This window comes from Streptomyces sp. NPDC054770 (assembly GCF_053611985.1).
In genome coordinates this window covers 80,346-97,604 of record NZ_JBSHBL010000044.1, presented here as the reverse complement: position 1 = coordinate 97,604, position 17,259 = coordinate 80,346, and the positions used below count along the sequence as shown (strand labels likewise).

The 17,259-nt window shown below is 71.5% G+C and carries 12 protein-coding genes; 2 read left to right on the top strand and 10 right to left on the bottom strand.

What is annotated here, in order from left to right:
* From ACWGKQ_RS32140 to ACWGKQ_RS32130, 3 genes are all read right to left on the bottom strand, one after another.
* Positions 1–1,603, bottom strand: a 1,603-nt coding sequence (locus ACWGKQ_RS32140; protein ID WP_453295516.1) for an MFS transporter, incomplete at its 3' end; no start/stop codon positions are given.
* A 158-nt stretch (positions 1,604–1,761) separates the two neighbouring features.
* Entirely contained in the window at positions 1,762–2,760 is a 999-nt protein-coding gene (gene ilvC, locus ACWGKQ_RS32135) for a ketol-acid reductoisomerase (protein ID WP_453295515.1), read from the bottom strand.
* Positions 2,761–2,833: 73 nt separating this feature from the next.
* A complete protein-coding gene (locus ACWGKQ_RS32130; RefSeq protein ID WP_453295514.1) occupies positions 2,834–4,036 on the bottom strand; it encodes a PucR family transcriptional regulator in 1,203 nt (400 codons plus the stop codon).
* 385 nt (positions 4,037–4,421) lie between these two features.
* Between ACWGKQ_RS32130 and ACWGKQ_RS32125 the strand changes: the two genes are divergently transcribed.
* Positions 4,422–5,804, top strand: a complete 1,383-nt coding sequence (locus ACWGKQ_RS32125; RefSeq protein WP_453295513.1) for an aldehyde dehydrogenase family protein — start codon at positions 4,422–4,424, stop codon at positions 5,802–5,804.
* Positions 5,805–5,848: 44 nt separating this feature from the next.
* Here ACWGKQ_RS32125 and ACWGKQ_RS32120 read toward each other — a convergent pair whose 3' ends face one another.
* The 7 genes from ACWGKQ_RS32120 to ACWGKQ_RS32090 form a co-directional block, all read right to left on the bottom strand.
* The gene (locus tag ACWGKQ_RS32120; protein WP_453295512.1) at positions 5,849–8,719 is read right to left on the bottom strand and encodes a glycosyl hydrolase family 95 catalytic domain-containing protein; all 2,871 of its coding nucleotides are present in this window, start codon (positions 8,717–8,719) and stop codon (positions 5,849–5,851) included.
* A 52-nt stretch (positions 8,720–8,771) separates the two neighbouring features.
* A complete protein-coding gene (locus ACWGKQ_RS32115; protein ID WP_453295511.1) occupies positions 8,772–9,707 on the bottom strand; it encodes an ROK family protein in 936 nt (311 codons plus the stop codon).
* Entirely contained in the window at positions 9,704–9,856 is a 153-nt protein-coding gene (locus ACWGKQ_RS32110) for a hypothetical protein (RefSeq protein ID WP_453295510.1), read from the bottom strand. The genes ACWGKQ_RS32115 and ACWGKQ_RS32110 overlap by 4 nt, the downstream gene beginning before the upstream one ends.
* Positions 9,857–9,911: 55 nt before the next feature.
* Complete coding sequence (locus ACWGKQ_RS32105) at positions 9,912–12,566, bottom strand: hypothetical protein (RefSeq protein ID WP_453295509.1); 2,655 nt, start codon at positions 12,564–12,566, stop codon at positions 9,912–9,914.
* A complete protein-coding gene (locus tag ACWGKQ_RS32100) occupies positions 12,563–13,474 on the bottom strand; it encodes a carbohydrate ABC transporter permease (protein ID WP_453295508.1) in 912 nt (303 codons plus the stop codon). The genes ACWGKQ_RS32105 and ACWGKQ_RS32100 overlap by 4 nt, the downstream gene beginning before the upstream one ends.
* A complete protein-coding gene (locus ACWGKQ_RS32095; RefSeq protein ID WP_453295507.1) occupies positions 13,471–14,376 on the bottom strand; it encodes a carbohydrate ABC transporter permease in 906 nt (301 codons plus the stop codon). Before ACWGKQ_RS32095 ends, ACWGKQ_RS32100 begins: the two co-directional genes overlap by 4 nt.
* Before the next feature lie 67 nt (positions 14,377–14,443).
* Entirely contained in the window at positions 14,444–15,718 is a 1,275-nt protein-coding gene (locus ACWGKQ_RS32090; protein ID WP_453295506.1) for an ABC transporter substrate-binding protein, read from the bottom strand.
* Between the two features lie 167 nt (positions 15,719–15,885).
* Here ACWGKQ_RS32090 and ACWGKQ_RS32085 point away from each other — a divergent pair, with 167 nt between their 5' ends.
* Positions 15,886–16,908 carry a LacI family DNA-binding transcriptional regulator gene (locus ACWGKQ_RS32085; protein WP_453295505.1) on the top strand — a complete coding sequence of 341 codons (1,023 nt, stop codon included), beginning with the start codon at positions 15,886–15,888 and terminating at the stop codon, positions 16,906–16,908.
* Positions 16,909–17,259 lie beyond the last annotated feature (351 nt).

Here is a 17,259-nt window from a genome sequence, read left to right as displayed (position 1 = left end):
CCCGTACGGCACCCTCGACGCCGTCCGTCGCGCCCGCCGCACCGCCGGTCCGGGCCGGCGCCACCGGGACATCGGCCTCCGCCACCGGCGGCTCCCGCCGGATCGTCAGGAACGCGACCACCGCGCAGACGCCCGCGGCCACCGCCCCGATGCGCAGGATGTCGTCGAGCCCCGAGGCGGTGGCCACCCGGGCCGCCTCGGCGACCGCCGGCCGCAGCGGTCCGGGTACCCCGGCCGCGGCCCGGACACCCGCGCCGGAACCGACCGCGTCGGACAGCGCGGCGATCGCGTCGTGCGGCAGCCCGGTGGCGGCGAGCCGCTCGCTCGTCGCGTCGGTGACCCGCCGCTGGAAGACGGAGCCGAGCACGGCGACTCCGGTGGCCAGGCCGATCTGGCGCATGGTGTTGACCGTGCCGGTCGCCATGCCGGCGCGCGAGGGCTCGGCCAGGGACAGCGCCGCGTTGGAGGTCGCCGCGCTCCCCGCGCCGAGGCCGACGCCGGCCACGACGAACCCGGCGACCAGCGCGGTCCACCCGGAACCGCCGTCGAGCCGGGCGGTCAGCGCCAGCCCGGCCGCCGTCACAGCGAGACTCCCGCCTATGGTCAGCCGCGGCGGGACGCGGTCGGCGAGGGCGGCGGTCACCGGCGCGGCGACGAAGGAGGCGACGGTCAGCGGCAGGAAACGCAGCCCCGTGGCCGACGGGCCGTAGCCCAGCGTGTTGGCGACATAGAGGGCCGCGTAGTTCATGGCCGCGACCAGCGTGGCCATCATGGCGAACACGGCGACCGAGACCCCCACGAACGACGGACGGGCGAACAGCCGCAGGTCCAGCATGGGTTCGGCGGTCCGCGACTCCCTGACGAGCAGCGCGGCCAGCAGGACCGCCGCCGCCGCGAAGAGCGCGAGGATCGGCGCCGACGCCCACCCCTCGTCGTTCCCGCGGATGACGGCCAGCAGCAGCGCGAACAGCCCCACGGTGAGCAGCACGGCCCCCGGCGCGTCGGTGCCGCGGACGGTGGCGGAGCGGGACTCCCGCAGCCGCAGCCGGCCCCCGGCCAGCATCGCCAGCCCGATCGGCACGTTGACCAGGAAGATCCAGCGCCAGCCCGGCCCCTGCACGAGGTAGCCGCCGACCAGCGGGCCCACCGCGGTGGCGGCGGCCATGGTGGCGCCGAACGCCCCGATCGCCCCGGCCCGCTCCCGTGGCCGCGGGAAGGCCTCGCCGAGCAGCGGCAGCGCCACCCCGAACAGCAGGGCGCCGCCCGCACCTTGAACGGCACGCGTGAGGTCGAGGGAGAGCGACGACCAGGCGAGCGCGCAGCCGAGCGAGCCGGCGGTGAACAGGGTCATCCCGGCGAGGAAGACCCGGCGCCGGCCGATGCGGTCGCCCAGGGTGCCCGCGGTGAGCAGCAGTCCGGCGAGCGGCACCGTATAGGCGTCGACGACCCATTGCAGGGAGCCCAGGCCGGCGTGGAAGTCCTCCTGGATGCTGCTGAGGGCCACGAAGACGACGGTGAGGTCGAGGAGGAGCATGAACGTCGCCGTGCAGACCACGACGAGGGTCCAGCGTCGGACGTTCCAGGTGGGGGGATTGTCGGACATGGCGGTCTGGTGTCTTCCGTTTCTTTCGGTCGGTGGGCCCGGGACGCGGGCAGGCGTCATCGCGCGAAGCGGTGTGCGCGTGCGGGGACGCGCGGCACCGGTCCGCGGGATCCGGGACGGTCAGGGGTGCTTCGGCCCGGGAGCACCGGGCCGGCGGCTCAGCGGCTCTGGTCCTCCCAGCTCATGAGCTTGCGCAGCTCACGGCCCGTGGTCTCCAGGAGATGCTCGCTGTCCGCCTTCTTGTACTCGTTGTACCGGGGCAGGCCCGCCCGGTACTCGGTCATCCACGCGGCCGCGAAGGACCCGTCCTGGATCTCCGCGAGGATCTCCTGCATCTCGTCCTTGACCGCGTCCGTGATGATGCGCGGCCCGGCGACGAAGTCGCCCCACTCCGCGGTCTCGGAGATGGACCGGCACATCTTCTCCAGACCGCCCTCGTACATGAGGTCGACGATCAGCTTGAGTTCGTGCAGGCACTCGAAGTACGCGACCTCCGGCTGGTAGCCGGCGTTGACCAGCGTCTCGAACCCGGCCTTCACCAACGCGCTGGTCCCGCCCGCCAGTACGGCCTGCTCGCCGAACAGGTTCGTCTCGGTCTCCTCGGTGAAGGTGCTCCGGACGACTCCGGCGCGGGTGCCGCCGATGGCCTTGGCGTAGGAGAGCCCGAGGGCCAGCGCGCCCCCGGTGGCGTCGTGGTCGACGGCCACCAGGCACGGCACGCCCAACCCGGCCTTGTACTGGCGGCGCACCAGGTGCCCCGGCCCCTTCGGCGCCACCATCACCACGTCCACGTACGCCGGCGGATCGATGAACCCGTAGCTGACGTTGAACCCGTGGGCGAACAGCAGCGCGTCGCCGGGCCGGAGCAGGGGCTCCACCACCGCGGTGTAGACCTCGGCCTGCACCGGGTCCGGTACCAGCATCATGACGACGTCGGCCTCGGTGGCGGCCTGCTCCGGGGTGACCACCCGCAGGCCCCGGGCCTCGGCCCGCACCCGCGAGGCGGAGCCCTCCTTCAGCCCGACACGGACGTCCGCGCCGGAGTCCCGCAGGGACAGGGCGTGGGCGCGCCCCTGGCTGCCGTATCCGATCACGGCGACCTTCCGGCCCTGGATGACGGACAGGTCCGCATCATCGTCGTAGAACAGTTCGGCCATGGCCGACTCGCCTTTCCTGGGAGTGGGGGTGGGAGGGGGAGTGGCAGGTGTTGGAGGTGCGCCAGGCCCGCGGTCAGGGGGTCTCCACCGTGCGCTGCGGGTTCTGCCGGAGCGCGTAGAGCGCGATGCAGAGCTCGGCGATCCCGTGCGGTTCGGAGGTCGAGCGGCCGGTGTACTCGGTGATCCGGCGGAAGCGCTGGCGCACGGTGTTCGGATGGCAGTACATGCGCCGGGCGGTCTCCTCGGTCGAGCCGCCGCAGGCCAGCCAGGTCTCCAGGGTGTCGAGCAGGACGTCCCGTTCGGCCTGCTGGAGGGCGTCGAGCGGGCCGAAGACATTGCGGGCCAGGCGCAGGCTGATCTCCGGCGCGGCCGCCGCGGCGACCGCCACCAGGCAGTCGTCGAACACGGTGACGGCGCAGCCGTCCGCGCGTCCGCCCTGCATGGCGGTCTTCGCGTACCAGAGGCTGGTCCCGGTGTCGTACAGGTCGTCGTACGGCGGGCTGACGCCGGTCCTGCTGACCGCCTCGCCCTCCAGCACCTCGACCAGCTGCTCGTACTGCCGGGCCGTGCCGAGCTGGACGATGCCGACGTGGGTGTCGGGACGCAGGTGCCAGACCGAGTGGATACCGCTTCTGCGCAGGGCCTGTTCGGTCCTCGCGAGCGGGTGGCGGCCGAACGAGGACACCTCGGCCGCGACCACCGCGAACCGGCCGTAGCGCGGCATCCGCAGCACGTCGATGGCCGCCATCAGCGTGCCGGCGTCGAGGCTGCGGTGGGTGAGGAGGGCTTCGAGCAGCGCGGAGCGCTCCTGCTCGGCGCTGCGGAGCAGCTCGGTGGTGGCCTCGCGGTGACCGGCGATGGTCTCCTCGATCAGCCGGTCCTGCACGGCCCAGATCGAGGACACCGCCGTGACCAGGCCCTCGTGGCCGACCAGGCCGGTCTCGGCCGCCTCCGAGATCAGCAGCTCCCAGATGAACCTGATGCCCACCCGGTAGCTGGCGATCAGCGTGGACTCCGGCACGTTCTGCCGGGCGCGCCTGCGACCGGTGTCGGCGCCGAGCTCGGGGTCGAGGGGGGCCTCCCCGGCGAGCGCCAGCAGGACGTTGCGCAGTTCCACTCGGCACGACTCGCGCAGTTCCTCCAGCGGAACGCAATTGCCGCCGTGGTCGCTGGCCTCGGACCGGATGCGGTCGGCCATGGCGTCGCCGAGCCCGTCCGCCCGCTCCAGGAGACCCGCGACCAGCTTGGCGAGACCCTCGGCCGGTCCGTCCGTCACCTTCACACCTCAGTTCAGTCCTGCCGCTCCGGTCCCGGGCGGTCGCCGGGTCGCCGTTCCCAGGATGATCGGCCGTACGTCCGGCTGTCGATGTGCCCCGCAACAGGCTTGTCCTGCACAGACAGTGGATTCTCACTGCGCCGCCGGGGCGTCGTCCTGGCCCTGTGCCCCGCTGCCATACTCCACCAAGATTTGCTTTACAAAGCAAGTACAGGCCTCCTAGGCTCTCGCCGGGAGGGGTACACAACTCGGTGTGGAGCCCGGTGCCGTGGAGGTAGCGACGCTATGTACGACAACGACGGGACGGCCCGGCACTGGATAGGGGGGGACGTGGCGGGGCTCGGCCGCTGTCTCCGAGTCGGTCAATCCGGCCAACGGCGAGGTCGTGGGGGAGTACGCGGACGGCGGGCGGCCGGAAGCGCTGGCGGCCGTGGTCGCGGCCCGCCGCGCCTTCGCCTCGACCGCCTGGTCCCTGGACCGGGACCTGCGCCGCACGGCGCTCTCCGAGACGGCGGCCGCCTTCGAGGCACATGCCGAGGAACTGGCCCGGGTCCTCACCGCGGAGAACGGCAAACTGCTCCGCGAGGCCCGGCTGGAGGCGCGGTCCGCGGTCGGCGCGCTGAGATACGCGATCGCGGGCCTGACCACCGACACGGGATCGATCGTGCAGACCGACCGGCACGTCTGGTTCAGCAGCCTGCGCGAACCGCTGGGCGTCGTGGCGATCATCGTGCCGTGGGAGTCGCCGATCGCGCTGTTCCTGCGTGCGCTCGGTCCCGCCCTGGCCGCGGGCAACACCGTGGCGGTGAAGCTGCCCGGGCAGACGGCACTGACCAACGCGCTGATGGCGCGCATCCTCTCCGAGGTGCCCTCGCTGCCCGCCGGGGTCGTCAACATGTTCACCGAGTCCGGCGACACCGGGGCCCCGTTCCTGGTTGCCTCGCCCGAGGTGGACGCGGTCAGCTACACCGGCAGCACCGCCGTCGGCCGGCTGATCGCCGCCACGGGCGCGACCACCCTGAAGCGGATGAACATGGCACTGGGCGGCAAGACCCCCATGATCCTCTTCGAGGACGCCGACCTGGACCACGCCCTGCCCCTGCTCACCCTGGGCCTCACCCTGGACGCCGGCCAGTTCTGCATGGCCGGCAGCCGCATCCTCGTCCACCGCTCCATCGCCGACCAGGTCCGCGAACGGCTCGGCGCCGCCCTGGAGTCGGTCGTCGTCGGTCCCGGGACCGACGAAGCCTCCCAGATGGGCCCGCTCATCGACCGGAACGCCGTGCGCCGGGCCGACGTCCTCGTCGAGGAGTCCCTCGAACAGGGCGGCAAGGCCGTCGTGCGCGGCGGACCGGTCACCGAAGGACCGCTCGCCGAGGGCGCGTTCTACCGCCCCAGCCTGATCGAGATCTCCGATCTCGACGCCGACCTCGTCCAGCAGGAGGTCTTCGCACCGGTCGCCACCTTCGAGGTCTTCGACGACGAGGCCGAGGCGGTGCACCGCGCGAACGCCACCGAGTTCGGCCTGTCGGCCGCCGTCTTCACCCGTGACGGGGACCGCGCCCGACGCGTCAGCCGCGCGATACGGGCGGGCACCGTCTGGACCAACTCCTGGTTCGTGCTGGACGAGGGCTTCCCCGAGGGCGGCTTCAAGCAGAGCGGCATCGGCCGGCTGCGCGGACCGCTGTCCCTCGCCGAGTTCCAGGAGAGCAAGACCTACGTGCACGTGACCCTTCCCGAGGCCGTCCGACCGCCGGTGCACCGCTGAGGTGGGCCGGCGGCAGCCGCCGGCCCACCCTCGGATCCCCGGTGTCAGCCGATGCTCACGTCGTCGACGTAACCGCGGTAACCGCCCGTGGCCCCCGAGTGGTCGAAGCCGAGGAGCACCTTGGCGACCGCCTGCCCCGCCTTGACCGCACCGAGGTCCACGGTCACGTGATTCCAGGTGTCCGGCGTGAGGTGACCGCACTGCTGGGCCGGATGGATCCCGTTGCCGGACTGGTCGGTGGCGCCGGAGTCCCGCAGGTCGCTGCCGTCGGTGAAGACCAGGTCGACGGCGACACAGGTGCTGTTGTCCGAACCGGCGTCCACCCATGGCGTGGTGGCGTCGGACTGCGGGAAGATCCAGTAGCTGAGCTCGGTGTCCTTGCGGACGGCGAGCGGCGCGCCGTTGAAGCCGTAGACCTGAAGGTAGGCGTGGTCGTACGAACCGCCGTTGGCGTAGCCCGAGTACATCAGCGCGGCGTCGCCCGTATGGGCCTGCTCGCCGGTGCGCACGGCCGCCTGGGGACCCGTGAGGCCGCAGCACAGGCCGGTGATGCCGTAGTTGCCGTCACCCTTGGTGTCGACGTTGTCGACGGTGTCGGTCCAGGTCGGCTGGGTCTGCCCGGTCTCGAAGCCGGTGGTCAGTGAGCTGGTCGTGGCGGCCTTGGCCGGCTGGGACAGCTCGTGCTGGATGGTGGCCCGGCTGGTTCCGGCCGGGGCGAGGTCGATGGTCTCGCCGACCGTGGTGTGCAGCTTGATCGTGGTGCCCGAGAGGGTTCCCCTGTGGACGCCGTCCGCGTAGTACTCCACGGCCTTGCCGGGCCAGGGGTTGGTGAAGGTGAGGTTCCGGCCCGACCGGCTGGTGATCCGGACGTATTCGACGGCGTTGTCGCGGATGCTGCTGGAGACCAGGAAGTCGTCGTAGGCGAGGAGGCCGCCGAACTTGGCGTTGGAGTTCGCGGGCCAGTTCGGGAACACCTTGATGTCGTGCTGGTAGGACTGGAGGAGCATCTCGTCGAGCCCCGAGGTGGTGACGTTGAGGTTCTCGACGCCGCCGCCGTAGTGGTGCACCGCCATGTTCGGGTACGAGTAGGCGGTGGCCTCGGAGTGCAGTTCCTCCATCAGGGTGCTGGGGTTGTAGCCGACCGCCGCGGCGGCCGCGTACAGCGTGGCCGGGGAGTTGTCGCTGTGCCAGTTGTTGAGCTGCGCGACGGTGTTCTGCGCGGTCTGGAGCAGGTCGGCGGAGCTGTTCAGCCCGACCTGGAGGCCGGGGTAGACGGCCTGGACGGCGACGTCGTTGCCGTCGGTGACCCAGCCGGAGCCCTCGGAGGTCTGCCGGAAGACGGTCTGCCCGTTCCTTGACATCGTGGGCAGCGGCGCCAGGTTGCTGTCGATGTGCTGCCAGGTGGGCACCAGCGAGCCGTTGGTGTGCAGGTCCTTGCTCATGTCGATCAGGCCCTGGAACAGCAGGTGCACCAGGCCGAGCGAGAGGATGCTGTTGGTCTGCGGGTAGACGCCGCCCTCCTGCGGCGCGTCGTTCTCGATGTTGTACGTTCCCGTGGCCGCGTCCCAGGTGAGGTAGTTCTGCCAGAACAGCCCGACCTGTTCGAGGTAGGGAAGGACCTTGCGCGCGTAGGACGCGCTACGGGTGTACTCGTACTTCATGACCATGTCGCTGGCGAAGTTCACGGCGTCGGACTTCTGGTTGTACAGGTCGTCGGCGGCGCTGGTGCCGTTGGGCGATATGCCCACGGGGTAGAGGACGCCCTGGTAGCCGGCCGCGGCGGCCTTCGCCTTGCCTCTCGGCATCCAGTCGAGGATCGGGTCGTCGTAGTTGCCCATCTGGGCCACGTGGTTGGTCGACAGCGTCGGGTAGAACGCCGCCTCGTAGTTGTAGTTGGCGTGGTAGTCGCCGTACCAGTTCATGGCCCCGGTGGTCCAGTTGCCCCACAGGCCCGGGGCGTACTTCCCGGCGCGCGAGACCGAGCCCAGCAGGTAGAGCGAGCCGTACCAGCTCTTCTCCACGGCCTGGTCGGGGATCTGCACGAACGACCGGGACCAGTACTCCCGCCACCAGGACTCGTGGGCGGCGTACAGCTTGGCCAGCGAGCCGCCGGTCAGCGCGGTCGCCTGCGAGTGGGCGACGGACTGATAGCGGGGGGTGTCGTGGCTGCTCTGGATCGCCGCGGCGACGGTGTAGGTCACGCCGGGCTTGAGGGTCAGGCTGATCCGGTTGCCCGACACGCTCGCGGCGGTGCCGCGCACGCTCGTGGCGATCCGGGCGTGCGGGTTGCCCGGCGCGTCCGTGGTGCCGGCCTGCACGTCGGCGTCGAGAACGCCGTCCTTGCTCGACGTCGCCGGGGACTTCCCGAGACCGTCCTGCACGGTGACGCTCGCCTGCTGGGTGTGCGAGCCGGACAGCCGCAGGGTGGTGACGAACAGGTTCCGGGTCGCCGAGACCCAGCTCGTGGACGACAGCTTCTCGCCGCCGAGCGTGTAGGTGCCCTCGACCTGCGCCTGCGCGATGTTCTGTACGACGTGATAGTCCGAGCCGGCCAGGCCCGGAACGGACAGCACGATCCGGCCCAGCGGTTCGATGCCGTTGGTGGCGGTGGAGAAGAAGTCGTTCTTGCCGAGGTAGAAGGTCTGGTCGTCGACGGAGCCGCCGACCGCGACGCCGACATCGCCGTTGCCCAGCAGCGGGGCGTCGACGGTCTCGCCGTTCGCCAGGTTGGTGGGCGGGGAGTTCCAGACGCCCTGGAACCCGGCCACGGTCGAAAGGGCCTGGGCCGCGGTGGGATCGCCGAGGGGTTGCGCGGCGGCGGATGCGCCGCTTTGGAGGGTGGTCAGGCCGAGGGCCACGAGGGCCGAGGCCATCAGGGCGCTGATGCGTCTCCGGTGGCGGGGTGAGGTTGTCACGGCGTGGTGACCTTTCTCTTGCGGTGTCCCGCTCCGCTTGGGCGGGGGTGTTTCAGTGGGGGTTGGCTGGGCCGTCCGGCCGGCCGCCGGTGGTGGCGAGGTAGGCGGCACCGAGCAGGGGTGCCTGGGACGGCTGGTGCGCCGGAGTGATGACGAGGCGCCCGGTGAGGGCCGGATCGGTGTCGGTGAGCCCCGCGCGCAGGGGCCGGGCGATGAGGTCCCAGGCGCCCGCGATGGCGCCTCCGACCACGAGGACGGTCGGTTCGAAGGCGGTGAGGATCGGTCCCAGCACGCGTCCCAGGGCGGTGAAGGCGCCGGTGAACACGCTTGCCGCGGCCCGGTCGCCGTGGCGGGCGCGGCGGGCGATGTCGCGGACGTCGGGCGGCGACGCGCCGGACGCCCGGCCGTAGGCGTGCCGCAGGGCACGTCGGGAGACCGTGTCCTCCAGCGGTCTGCCCGCGTACCGCAGGGTGTGGATGCGGCCTTCGGGCGGGACTCCGGGCCCGTGCCGCAGGATGCGGCCGTCGTGCAGGAAGCAGGAGCCCACACCGGTTCCCAGGGTGATCCCGGCGGCCCTGCGGTGCCCGCGCGCGGCCCCGGCCCACCATTCGCCGAGGACGAACGCGTCGGCGTCGTTGCAGAAGTGGACGGCGGTCGCGCCGGGCAGTGCCGCTGTCAGGGCGGCCCCCAGGTCGAAGCCGCGCAGGGCGTCGAACTTGCCGACTCCTTCGTAGTGCCCGATCCCGCTGTGGTAGTCGAAGGGTCCGGGCAGCGCCACGGCCCACCGGTGCGCGGACCGGCCGGTCAGGGGAGTGGCACAGCGTACGAGGGCGGCCAGTATCTCCTCGGCACTGCCCTGGCCGTCCACGGCCTCGCCGAAGGCCCGGCCGGCCACGAGCGTGCGGGTCACGGTGTCCACGTCGGCCGCGGTCACATGGGTGCCGCCGATCTCCAGTACCGATACGACGGCCGTGTCGCCGGCTCTCATCGCACCGGCGCCTTGTCGACGGCCACCGGGCCGCCCATGGCGAGGACCGGCCCCGGAGCGAGGCCGGCGAGCGCGTCCCGGTATCCGGTGCAGGCCTGCCCGGTGAAGCGGTGGCAGGGCTCGGGTGCGTGGCCACGGACTGCCGGCATGGCGATGTCAGCCTTTCTGCGGTGCGGTTCCTCGGACGGGTCGGTTTCGGGTCGCTCAGGCGACCGGGCCGAGATGCGTGAGCGTTCCAATGCCCTCGACGGACAGGTCGGCGGGCAGTCCGGCGGTGCGGCCGGTCCCGAACGCCGGGTTGATGTCGAACAGGGCCGAGAGCACCGCCTCGGCTCCGGCCGCGCCCGCGATGTTGTCGCGGACGGAGGTACCGCGTTCGGCCACGCGGGCCCGGAGCCGGCCGTCCGGCCCGGTGACGATCTCCATGGCCTGACCCCACAGCCCGCCCGAGGCGGCCGAGGACAGGTCGCGCAGGAGAGCGATCGCCCGGTCCCGACGGCCGAGGCGCGCCAGGCCGTGGGCGGTGATGCCGGGCCAGGCCGGGAAGGCACCGGCCGCGCCGTGGTCGGGACGGTCGGAGGCGGCGGCGATCGGATCGTCGGGACTCAGCGCCCGCATCCAGCCGCCCGCCAGCAGCCGGCCGGTGACGAAGTCGACCATCTCCCGCCGTACCCCCTCCGGGAGTTCGCGGTGCAGGGCCGCCGCGACCAGACCGAAGTCCAGACAGTGCCCGATGGTGTCGGTCCCGTCCGGACGGAGGATCCGCCAGCGGCCGGAACCGGCGTACAGGTCCAGCAGCGCGTCGGCCAGCCTGCCGGCCTCGGCCTCGGCCCGCTCGGCGTCCTCGGGCCAGCCGAGCCGCCGGTACAGCCCGGCCAGCGAGCGCGTCGAGGCGACGTAGGCGGCGTTGAAGGAGGCGACGACACCGGTGTAGGTGGGCACACACTCCAGCAGCTGCCACGGATCGGCACCGAAGTCGGCGAGCACGCCCCCGGTGGCCGCACTGCGCCGCTCGCGCCACCCCAGCCCGAGCCGCTCGGCATGCGCCAGGACGGTCGCCCCGCCGGTCGTCTCGTCCAGGAAGGCCAGGTCGCCGGTGATGCAGACGTAGTGCTCGATGAGCCTGAACAGGGCGTAGTCGGTGGAGCTGTAGGCGTTGCCCAGGGGCCCGCCGCTGAGATTCTCGACGCCGAAGGAGTCACCGTAGGGCCCGGCCAGGACCCGCAGCAGCCAGGAGCGCAGTCCGGCCGGTTCCAGCAGGGCGTACAGGCGGCTCCACTCGCAGTGGTCCCAGAAGTAGGTGGTGGTCGGTCCGAGCCGGGGGCCGCCGGTGAGGAACACCGGCTCACCGGGCCGGATCCGGGTGGTGCGCAGGTACAGCGCCTGCAGGGCCCCCATGTAGTAGGTGCGCGCGAGGCCGGCGTCCTCGGTGGTGAAGGTGGGCAGGTGCCCGGAGAAGTCGGAGTTGCCCGGGGTGAACATGGCGGCCCACAGCCGCTGCCAGCCGTCCCGGCCGGCCCGCAGCGTCGCCTCGAAGTCCTCGGCGGCGGTACGGGCCTGTGCCGCGACGGCGTCGGCGTCGGTTCCGTACGCGCACGCGATCCCGATGACCACGCTCTGCCCGGGCTCGATCCGGCAGGTCCAGGTCGCCCGGCGCCCGGCGCCCTCCGCCCGCAGCTCGCCGGCCGGCCCGGCGAAGGCGTAGGCGGCGCGGGCCGGCGACCGGGTGTCCGCGAAGGCGACCGTGCCGTCCCCGGTGCCGGACACCCAGCGGCGCGACTCGGTCCAGTGCCGGGTACGGGCGATCTCGACACCGGCGAGGAACATCACGACCTCGTCCGCCGCCACCTGTATACGAACGCGGTGCCAGCTCCCGACGGCGGGTTCGGTGTCGGTGAGCTCCCGCTCCCCGGTGATGCCGAGCCACAGCCGGCCGTCCTCGACACCGATCTGGAGCGAGTCGGGGTGGTTGCCATGGGTCAGCACGGTCCCGGACTGCCCCGCCGCGTCGAGCCGCAGCTCGAACTCGATCGTCAGGCCGGGGGAGAGCACGAAGGCGTCCAGGTTCGTCTCGCCGTCGGGAGTCAGCGCGATCGTCCCGTCGGCCCGCAGGATCACATCACCGCCGGCCCCCGCCACCCCGAGCCCGCGTACGGCCCCGGCCACGCCGGCCCGCGGCTCCGGCTCCTTGTCGTGGCTGACGTGCGCCGGGAGCGCGTCGTCCAGGAGCATCGGACCGTGGTCCTCGTCGCGCTGGATCCCCGGCACCCGGGGCCTGCCCAGCCTGAGCCGCCGCGCCGCCGGCGAGAGCAGGTAGTGCGGCTCGCCGCCGCCCGTGGTGGCCCGGATGCGCTCCAGCGCCATGAAGTCGTGGTGCATGCCGTGGTTCCACGGGCCGTCGTACAGCCAGCCGTATCCGACCTCGGCGTGGGCGGCCATCGCGAACAGGTCCTGGGCCAGCTCGACCGTCCTGGCCTCGTCGCTCTCGTTGGCGACCTCGATCCGCCACAGGAGCAGGTCCCGGGAGAGCGCCATCCGGGTGTCGGTGGTCAGCAGCAGCCCGTCCGGGCGACGGTGCTCGCGCAGCACGCCCCACGGCTTCCACAGGAAGCGCTGCGCGGCCGGGACCACGCCGTCCACGTGCAGTTCACCGGTGTGGTAGCCGAAGGTGAACGGCGGCGCGGCCAGCCAGGACAGGGAGGTCAGGTCGTGGTTCACGTGCGCCTGCCCCTGCTGGTTGCGCAGGGAGGGCAGGTGCGCGATCTCGTCCGCGCCGACCCAGTGCCCGGCGACATCCTCCAGGTCCGGCACTCCGGTCCGGCCGATGTCCACGGGTCCGGCGGCGGTTTCGACGGTCACTTGGTGGCTCCCGAGGTCAGTCCGGCGATGAACTGCTTCTGCAACGCGAGGTATCCGGCGACGGGAACGACCGCTGCCAGCAGCATCACGCCGAACAACTGGGCGTAGTTGGTGGAGAACTGACCGACCGACTGGTAGATCCCGGTGGTGATCGTCTGGCCGTGCAGCGGCCCGAGGATGAACTGCGGATTCATGAAGTCGTTCCAGATCCACAGCGACAGGAAGATCGCGACGGTCGCGGTGGCCGGGCGCAGCAGGGGCATGACGATCGTCCACCAGACCCGCAGGCTCCGGGCGCCGTCCACGGTCGCGGCCTCGACGATCTCGGCCGGGATCGACCGCAGGAAGCCGGAGTAGACGAACACCGCGAACGACAGGTAGCCGCCGCCGACGTTGGCGAGGACCAGCCCCGGATAGGTGTGGTCCAGGTGCAGGAAGGCCAGGATGCGGATGGTCGGCAGCAGCACCACCGCGGGCGGGATCATCAGGCCGGCGCCGAAGCACGCCAGCACGATCCGGCGCAGCCCGGCCGGGCGCCGGGAGAGCCAGAAGCTGAGGGCCGCGCCCAGCGGGATGATCAGCAGCACCGAGGCGACGACGGTGACCGCGGAGTTGGTCAGCCCGATCTGGACGATCCGGTCGGGCCGCGCGAGGGCGTCCGTGAGGTTGCCCGTCGTCGGCGGGGCGGGCGGCGCCGCCGGGTTCCGGATGATCTGGTCCTGCGACTTGAAGGCGTTGACGACCGTCAGGTAGACGGGACTGACGAAGGCCAGCGTGAGCAGCCCGGCCGCCACCAGATGTCCCCGTGAGGTCCAGGCACGGCGGCGGTCCCTGCCCGGTACCGGCACGGCCCCCGGCGCGGCTGCCCGCCCCCGGACGACGGGCCGTTGCGAAGTCGACGTGCTCACAGGTCCACCTCCCGGCGGCGCAGCACGGCGGTCACGGACAGCGCGATGACGATCGAGACGACGAGCAGGAGCATCGCGACCGCCGAGGCATAGCCGTAGCGGTCGTCCGTGAAGGCGAGCTGGATGATGTACAGAGCGGTGGACTGGGTGGAGTCGGCCGGGCCGCCCGAGGTGAGCACGGCGATGATGTCGTACAGCTTGAGCATCGTGATCAGCGAGATGGTGACGCTGATCGTGGTGCCCGGGGCCAGCATCGGGAGCGTGATCCGCCTGAACCGCTGCCACCGGCCGGCGCCGTCGACCATCGCGGCCTGGTACAGCTCGACGGGGATCGACTGCAAGGCGGCCAGGTGGACGACGGTGGTGAACCCCGTCAGCACCCAGGCGGCCACGATCCCGACGGACAGCACGGCCAGGTGCGGACTGCCCAGCCAGGTGATCGGCTTGTCGATGACGCCCAGCGAGAGCAGGACGTTGTCGAGGATGCCGTCCCGGGCCAGGATGTAGCGCCAGACGTAGCCGACGATGACACCGGACAGCACCTGCGGCAGGAACGCGACGGTCCGCATCAGCCGGAAGCTCAGCGACGTCCTGTTGAGCAGCATCGCGAACCCGATGCCGGCGGCGTTGGCCACCAGCGTCACCGCGCCGGCCAGCAGGAGGGTGAAGCCGAGACTTCCGGCCAGCGCGCTGTCGTGCGCCATCTCCCTGTAGTTGGACAGGCCGACGAAGTCGGCCCGCGCCAGCAGCGGGTTCTCGTTCGTGAGGCTCTTCCAGGCGCTCATGATCACGGGCACCACGATGAACAGGACGTACAGGCCCAGCGCGACGAACGCGATCGACCCCAGGGCGGGGTCGCCACGGCGCGGGCGGACTCGAATGGACACGGCTCGGGTGGTCATGGCTCTTTCCTCGGAGAAGATCGGCGGCCCCGGAACCGGCGGGCGGGCCCGGGGCCGCCGAGGTGGCTTACTTGGTCGCCGAGTCCCAGGCGGCGTCCAGCTTGGCCAGCTGGCCGTCGACGTCGTCCGACGAGAACAGCGCCTGACTGGCCGAGTAGAAGGCGTTGTTGAGCCCGGAGGGCATGGAGTCGTCGTTGGTCGCCCAGCCGATCGCCGAGACCTTCGTGTTCTTCTGGGTGACGTAGGAGTACGAGTCCTTGAAGACCTTGGTGACGTTGACGCCGTAGTCGTCCAGGGTCTTGTTCTTGAGCATCGGGAACGCGCCGTCACCCTCGATCAGCGCCTTGTAGTTGGCCGGGTCCAGCGACCAGGCCTCGGCGAACGCGGTCGCCTTGGCGGGGTCGGGGGTCTTGGCGCTGATCGCCATGGAGCCGCCCACCGAGAACGGCACCACGAGCGACCCGTCCTCGGTGGGGGTGAGGAAGGCGCCGAAGTCGTCGGCGTGGTCCTTGGGCACCGAACCGAGGAACCAGCTGCCCATCATGTACATCCCGGTCTTGCCGGACGTGAAGTTCGTGATGGAGTCGGCGTACTTGACGCCGAGGGCGCCGTCCTCGAAGTAGCCCTTCTTCACCATCGTCCGGTACTTGGTCACCGCGCCCTTGACGTTGGCGTCGGTGAAGTGGACCTGGCCGGCGTAGCGCTTCTTCAGCCAGTTCGGGTCCTTGCCCAGCACGTCGGCGGAGAGGATGCCCACCAGCGGCATGGACGCCGCGAACGGGTCGCCGCCGCCCAGCTCCACCGGGGTGATACCGGCGGCCTTGAGCTTGGCGCACACGGTCATGAACTGCGACCAGGTCTTCGGGGCCGCGCCGATGTGCGCCTTGGCGAACAGCTTCTTGTTGTAGAAGACCTCGGGGATGATCTGCGAGTTGGTCGGCGGGATGTAGACCTTGCCCTTGTAGGCGTTGCCCTGCGGCAGCAGGAAGTTGGCGTCCACCCACTTCTGGTCGTACGGCTTGAGCAGCCCCGCCGTCGCGAACGTCGACGGGGTGATCGACTGGAGCAGATCCGGGAACTGGCCCGACGCCTGCAGCTGCTTGGCGTACGCGTCCCGGTCCGTGCTCGGCGCGACGATCTTCTTCACCGTCACGCCCGGCACCTTCTTCTCGGCGTTGGCGATCGAGGTGTCCCAGAACTTGGCGGTCAGACTGGGGGTTTCGAAGGTGAGGTAGGTCAGGGAGCTGCCGCCGCCCTTCCCGCTCCCGGTCGACGCGGCAGAGCATCCGGTGAGGGCGAGCGCTGCGGCGAGGCAGACAACAGTAGGACGTTTGCGCCTCATGGAAGTCTCCTGAACGGACGATGCGGCCCGGCGGACGGGGCGGACCGGGGAGGATCGACGCCGCGGCATCCTTCGGGATAACGTTATCGCGAGGATAGAAGCGCGTTGCGGGAATGTGTCAAGGGCCGGTCTGATATCGGTCCGATGTTTCGAGGAGGAGCTGCCGGATGACGCGAGCACGGCGTGAGAGCGCGGGACGGCCCAAGCGCCCGACGATGGTCGACGTGGCGCGCGAGGCCGGGGTGGCCCTGCGGACCGTCTCACGGGTGGTTAACAACGACCCCACGGTGGGGCCGGAGTACGTCGCCAAGGTCGAGGCCGCGATCGCCGCGCTGAACTACGCCCCGGACGAGCGCGCCCGGCAGCTGCGCACCGGCGTCACCGGAACCATCGGCGCCGCGGTCCGCCGGATCGCCGAGGTCAACCCCGAACTGGCCGCCATCGAGCGCACCGCCCGCGACTCGGGGCTCACCCTCCTCGCCGCCTCCACGGACTTCGACGAGACCAGGGAACGCGACATACTGATCTCCATGTGCCGGCAGCGCCTCGACGGCATCATCGTCGAGCCGTTCGGCGAGAACCACGCCTACCTCCAGCCGGAGCTGGACGCGGGCATGCCGCTGGTGGCCATGGACCGCCCGATGAGCGGGATATCCGTCGACTGCGTCATGTCCGACAACGCCTCCGGCATCGGCATCGCCTTCCACCACCTGCACCAGCACGGCCACCGCCGTATCGCATACATCGGCGACAGCGAACGCGTCTTCTCGGGCCGGGAGCGCGCCGCCGCCTTCCGCGCCGCCCTGCGGGCCCACGGCGAAGGCGTGGAAGGGCTGGTGCACCCCGGGGAGATCACCCCCGAACGAGTGGCCGCCGCCCTGGACACCGCGCTGCGCGGCCCGGAGCCGGCGACCGCCCTGGTCACCGGCAACATGGACACCACGCTCACGGTCCTGCGGCGGCTCGGCCCGCAGGCGGCCTCCCGGCTGGCCCTCGTGGGTTTCGACGAGGTGCCCCTGGCCGACCTCCTGCAACCCGCCCTCACCGTCGTCGCCCAGCAGACCGCCGAGATCGGCCAGACGGCCGTCGAACTGCTCCGCGCCCGAATAGCCGACCCCGGACGCCCGGTGCAGACCGTGATCGTCCCGGTCACCTTGAAGGTCCGCGGCTCCGGCGAGATACGCGCCTGACGCACGGCCGCACGGCCCCACGGACGCCCTTTCGGGAGGCGGTGGCAGCTGCGTACGGAACGCCACCCGCCCGCCGTGCCCCCTGCGTGCGCCACGGTGAACAGCGCCCCGGGGCGTCCCGCACCGCCCGCCGGCGGCACTCCGATGGGTAGATAACGTTATCTCATCGAGTCCGGTCGGAAACCTTCTCGCTGCCCCCCGAGCGTTCGTTTCTCCGCCGCCCCGTGCAGGCCGCACGAGCCCACGCATCAGCCCGCACCGGGAGCGTCGTCCCGATCGCGGACGGCGCCGCGGCACCCGTCGAGGACTGGCAGCGCGGCCGATACGGCCCCGGGAGACGATGCCTGCGCT

What these genes read in the sequence shown, in the direction of transcription:
- ACWGKQ_RS32115 (WP_453295511.1), bottom strand. Translation starts at nt 9,707, where the DNA reads ATGAGAGCCGGCGACACGGCCGTCGTATCGGTACTGGAGATCGGCGGC.
- ACWGKQ_RS32110 (WP_453295510.1), bottom strand. Translation starts at nt 9,856, where the DNA reads ATGCCGGCAGTCCGTGGCCACGCACCCGAGCCCTGCCACCGCTTCACC.
- ilvC (WP_453295515.1), bottom strand. Translation starts at nt 2,760, where the DNA reads ATGGCCGAACTGTTCTACGACGATGATGCGGACCTGTCCGTCATCCAG.
- ACWGKQ_RS32090 (WP_453295506.1), bottom strand. Translation starts at nt 15,718, where the DNA reads ATGAGGCGCAAACGTCCTACTGTTGTCTGCCTCGCCGCAGCGCTCGCC.
- ACWGKQ_RS32095 (WP_453295507.1), bottom strand. Translation starts at nt 14,376, where the DNA reads ATGACCACCCGAGCCGTGTCCATTCGAGTCCGCCCGCGCCGTGGCGAC.
- ACWGKQ_RS32085 (WP_453295505.1), top strand. Translation starts at nt 15,886, where the DNA reads ATGACGCGAGCACGGCGTGAGAGCGCGGGACGGCCCAAGCGCCCGACG.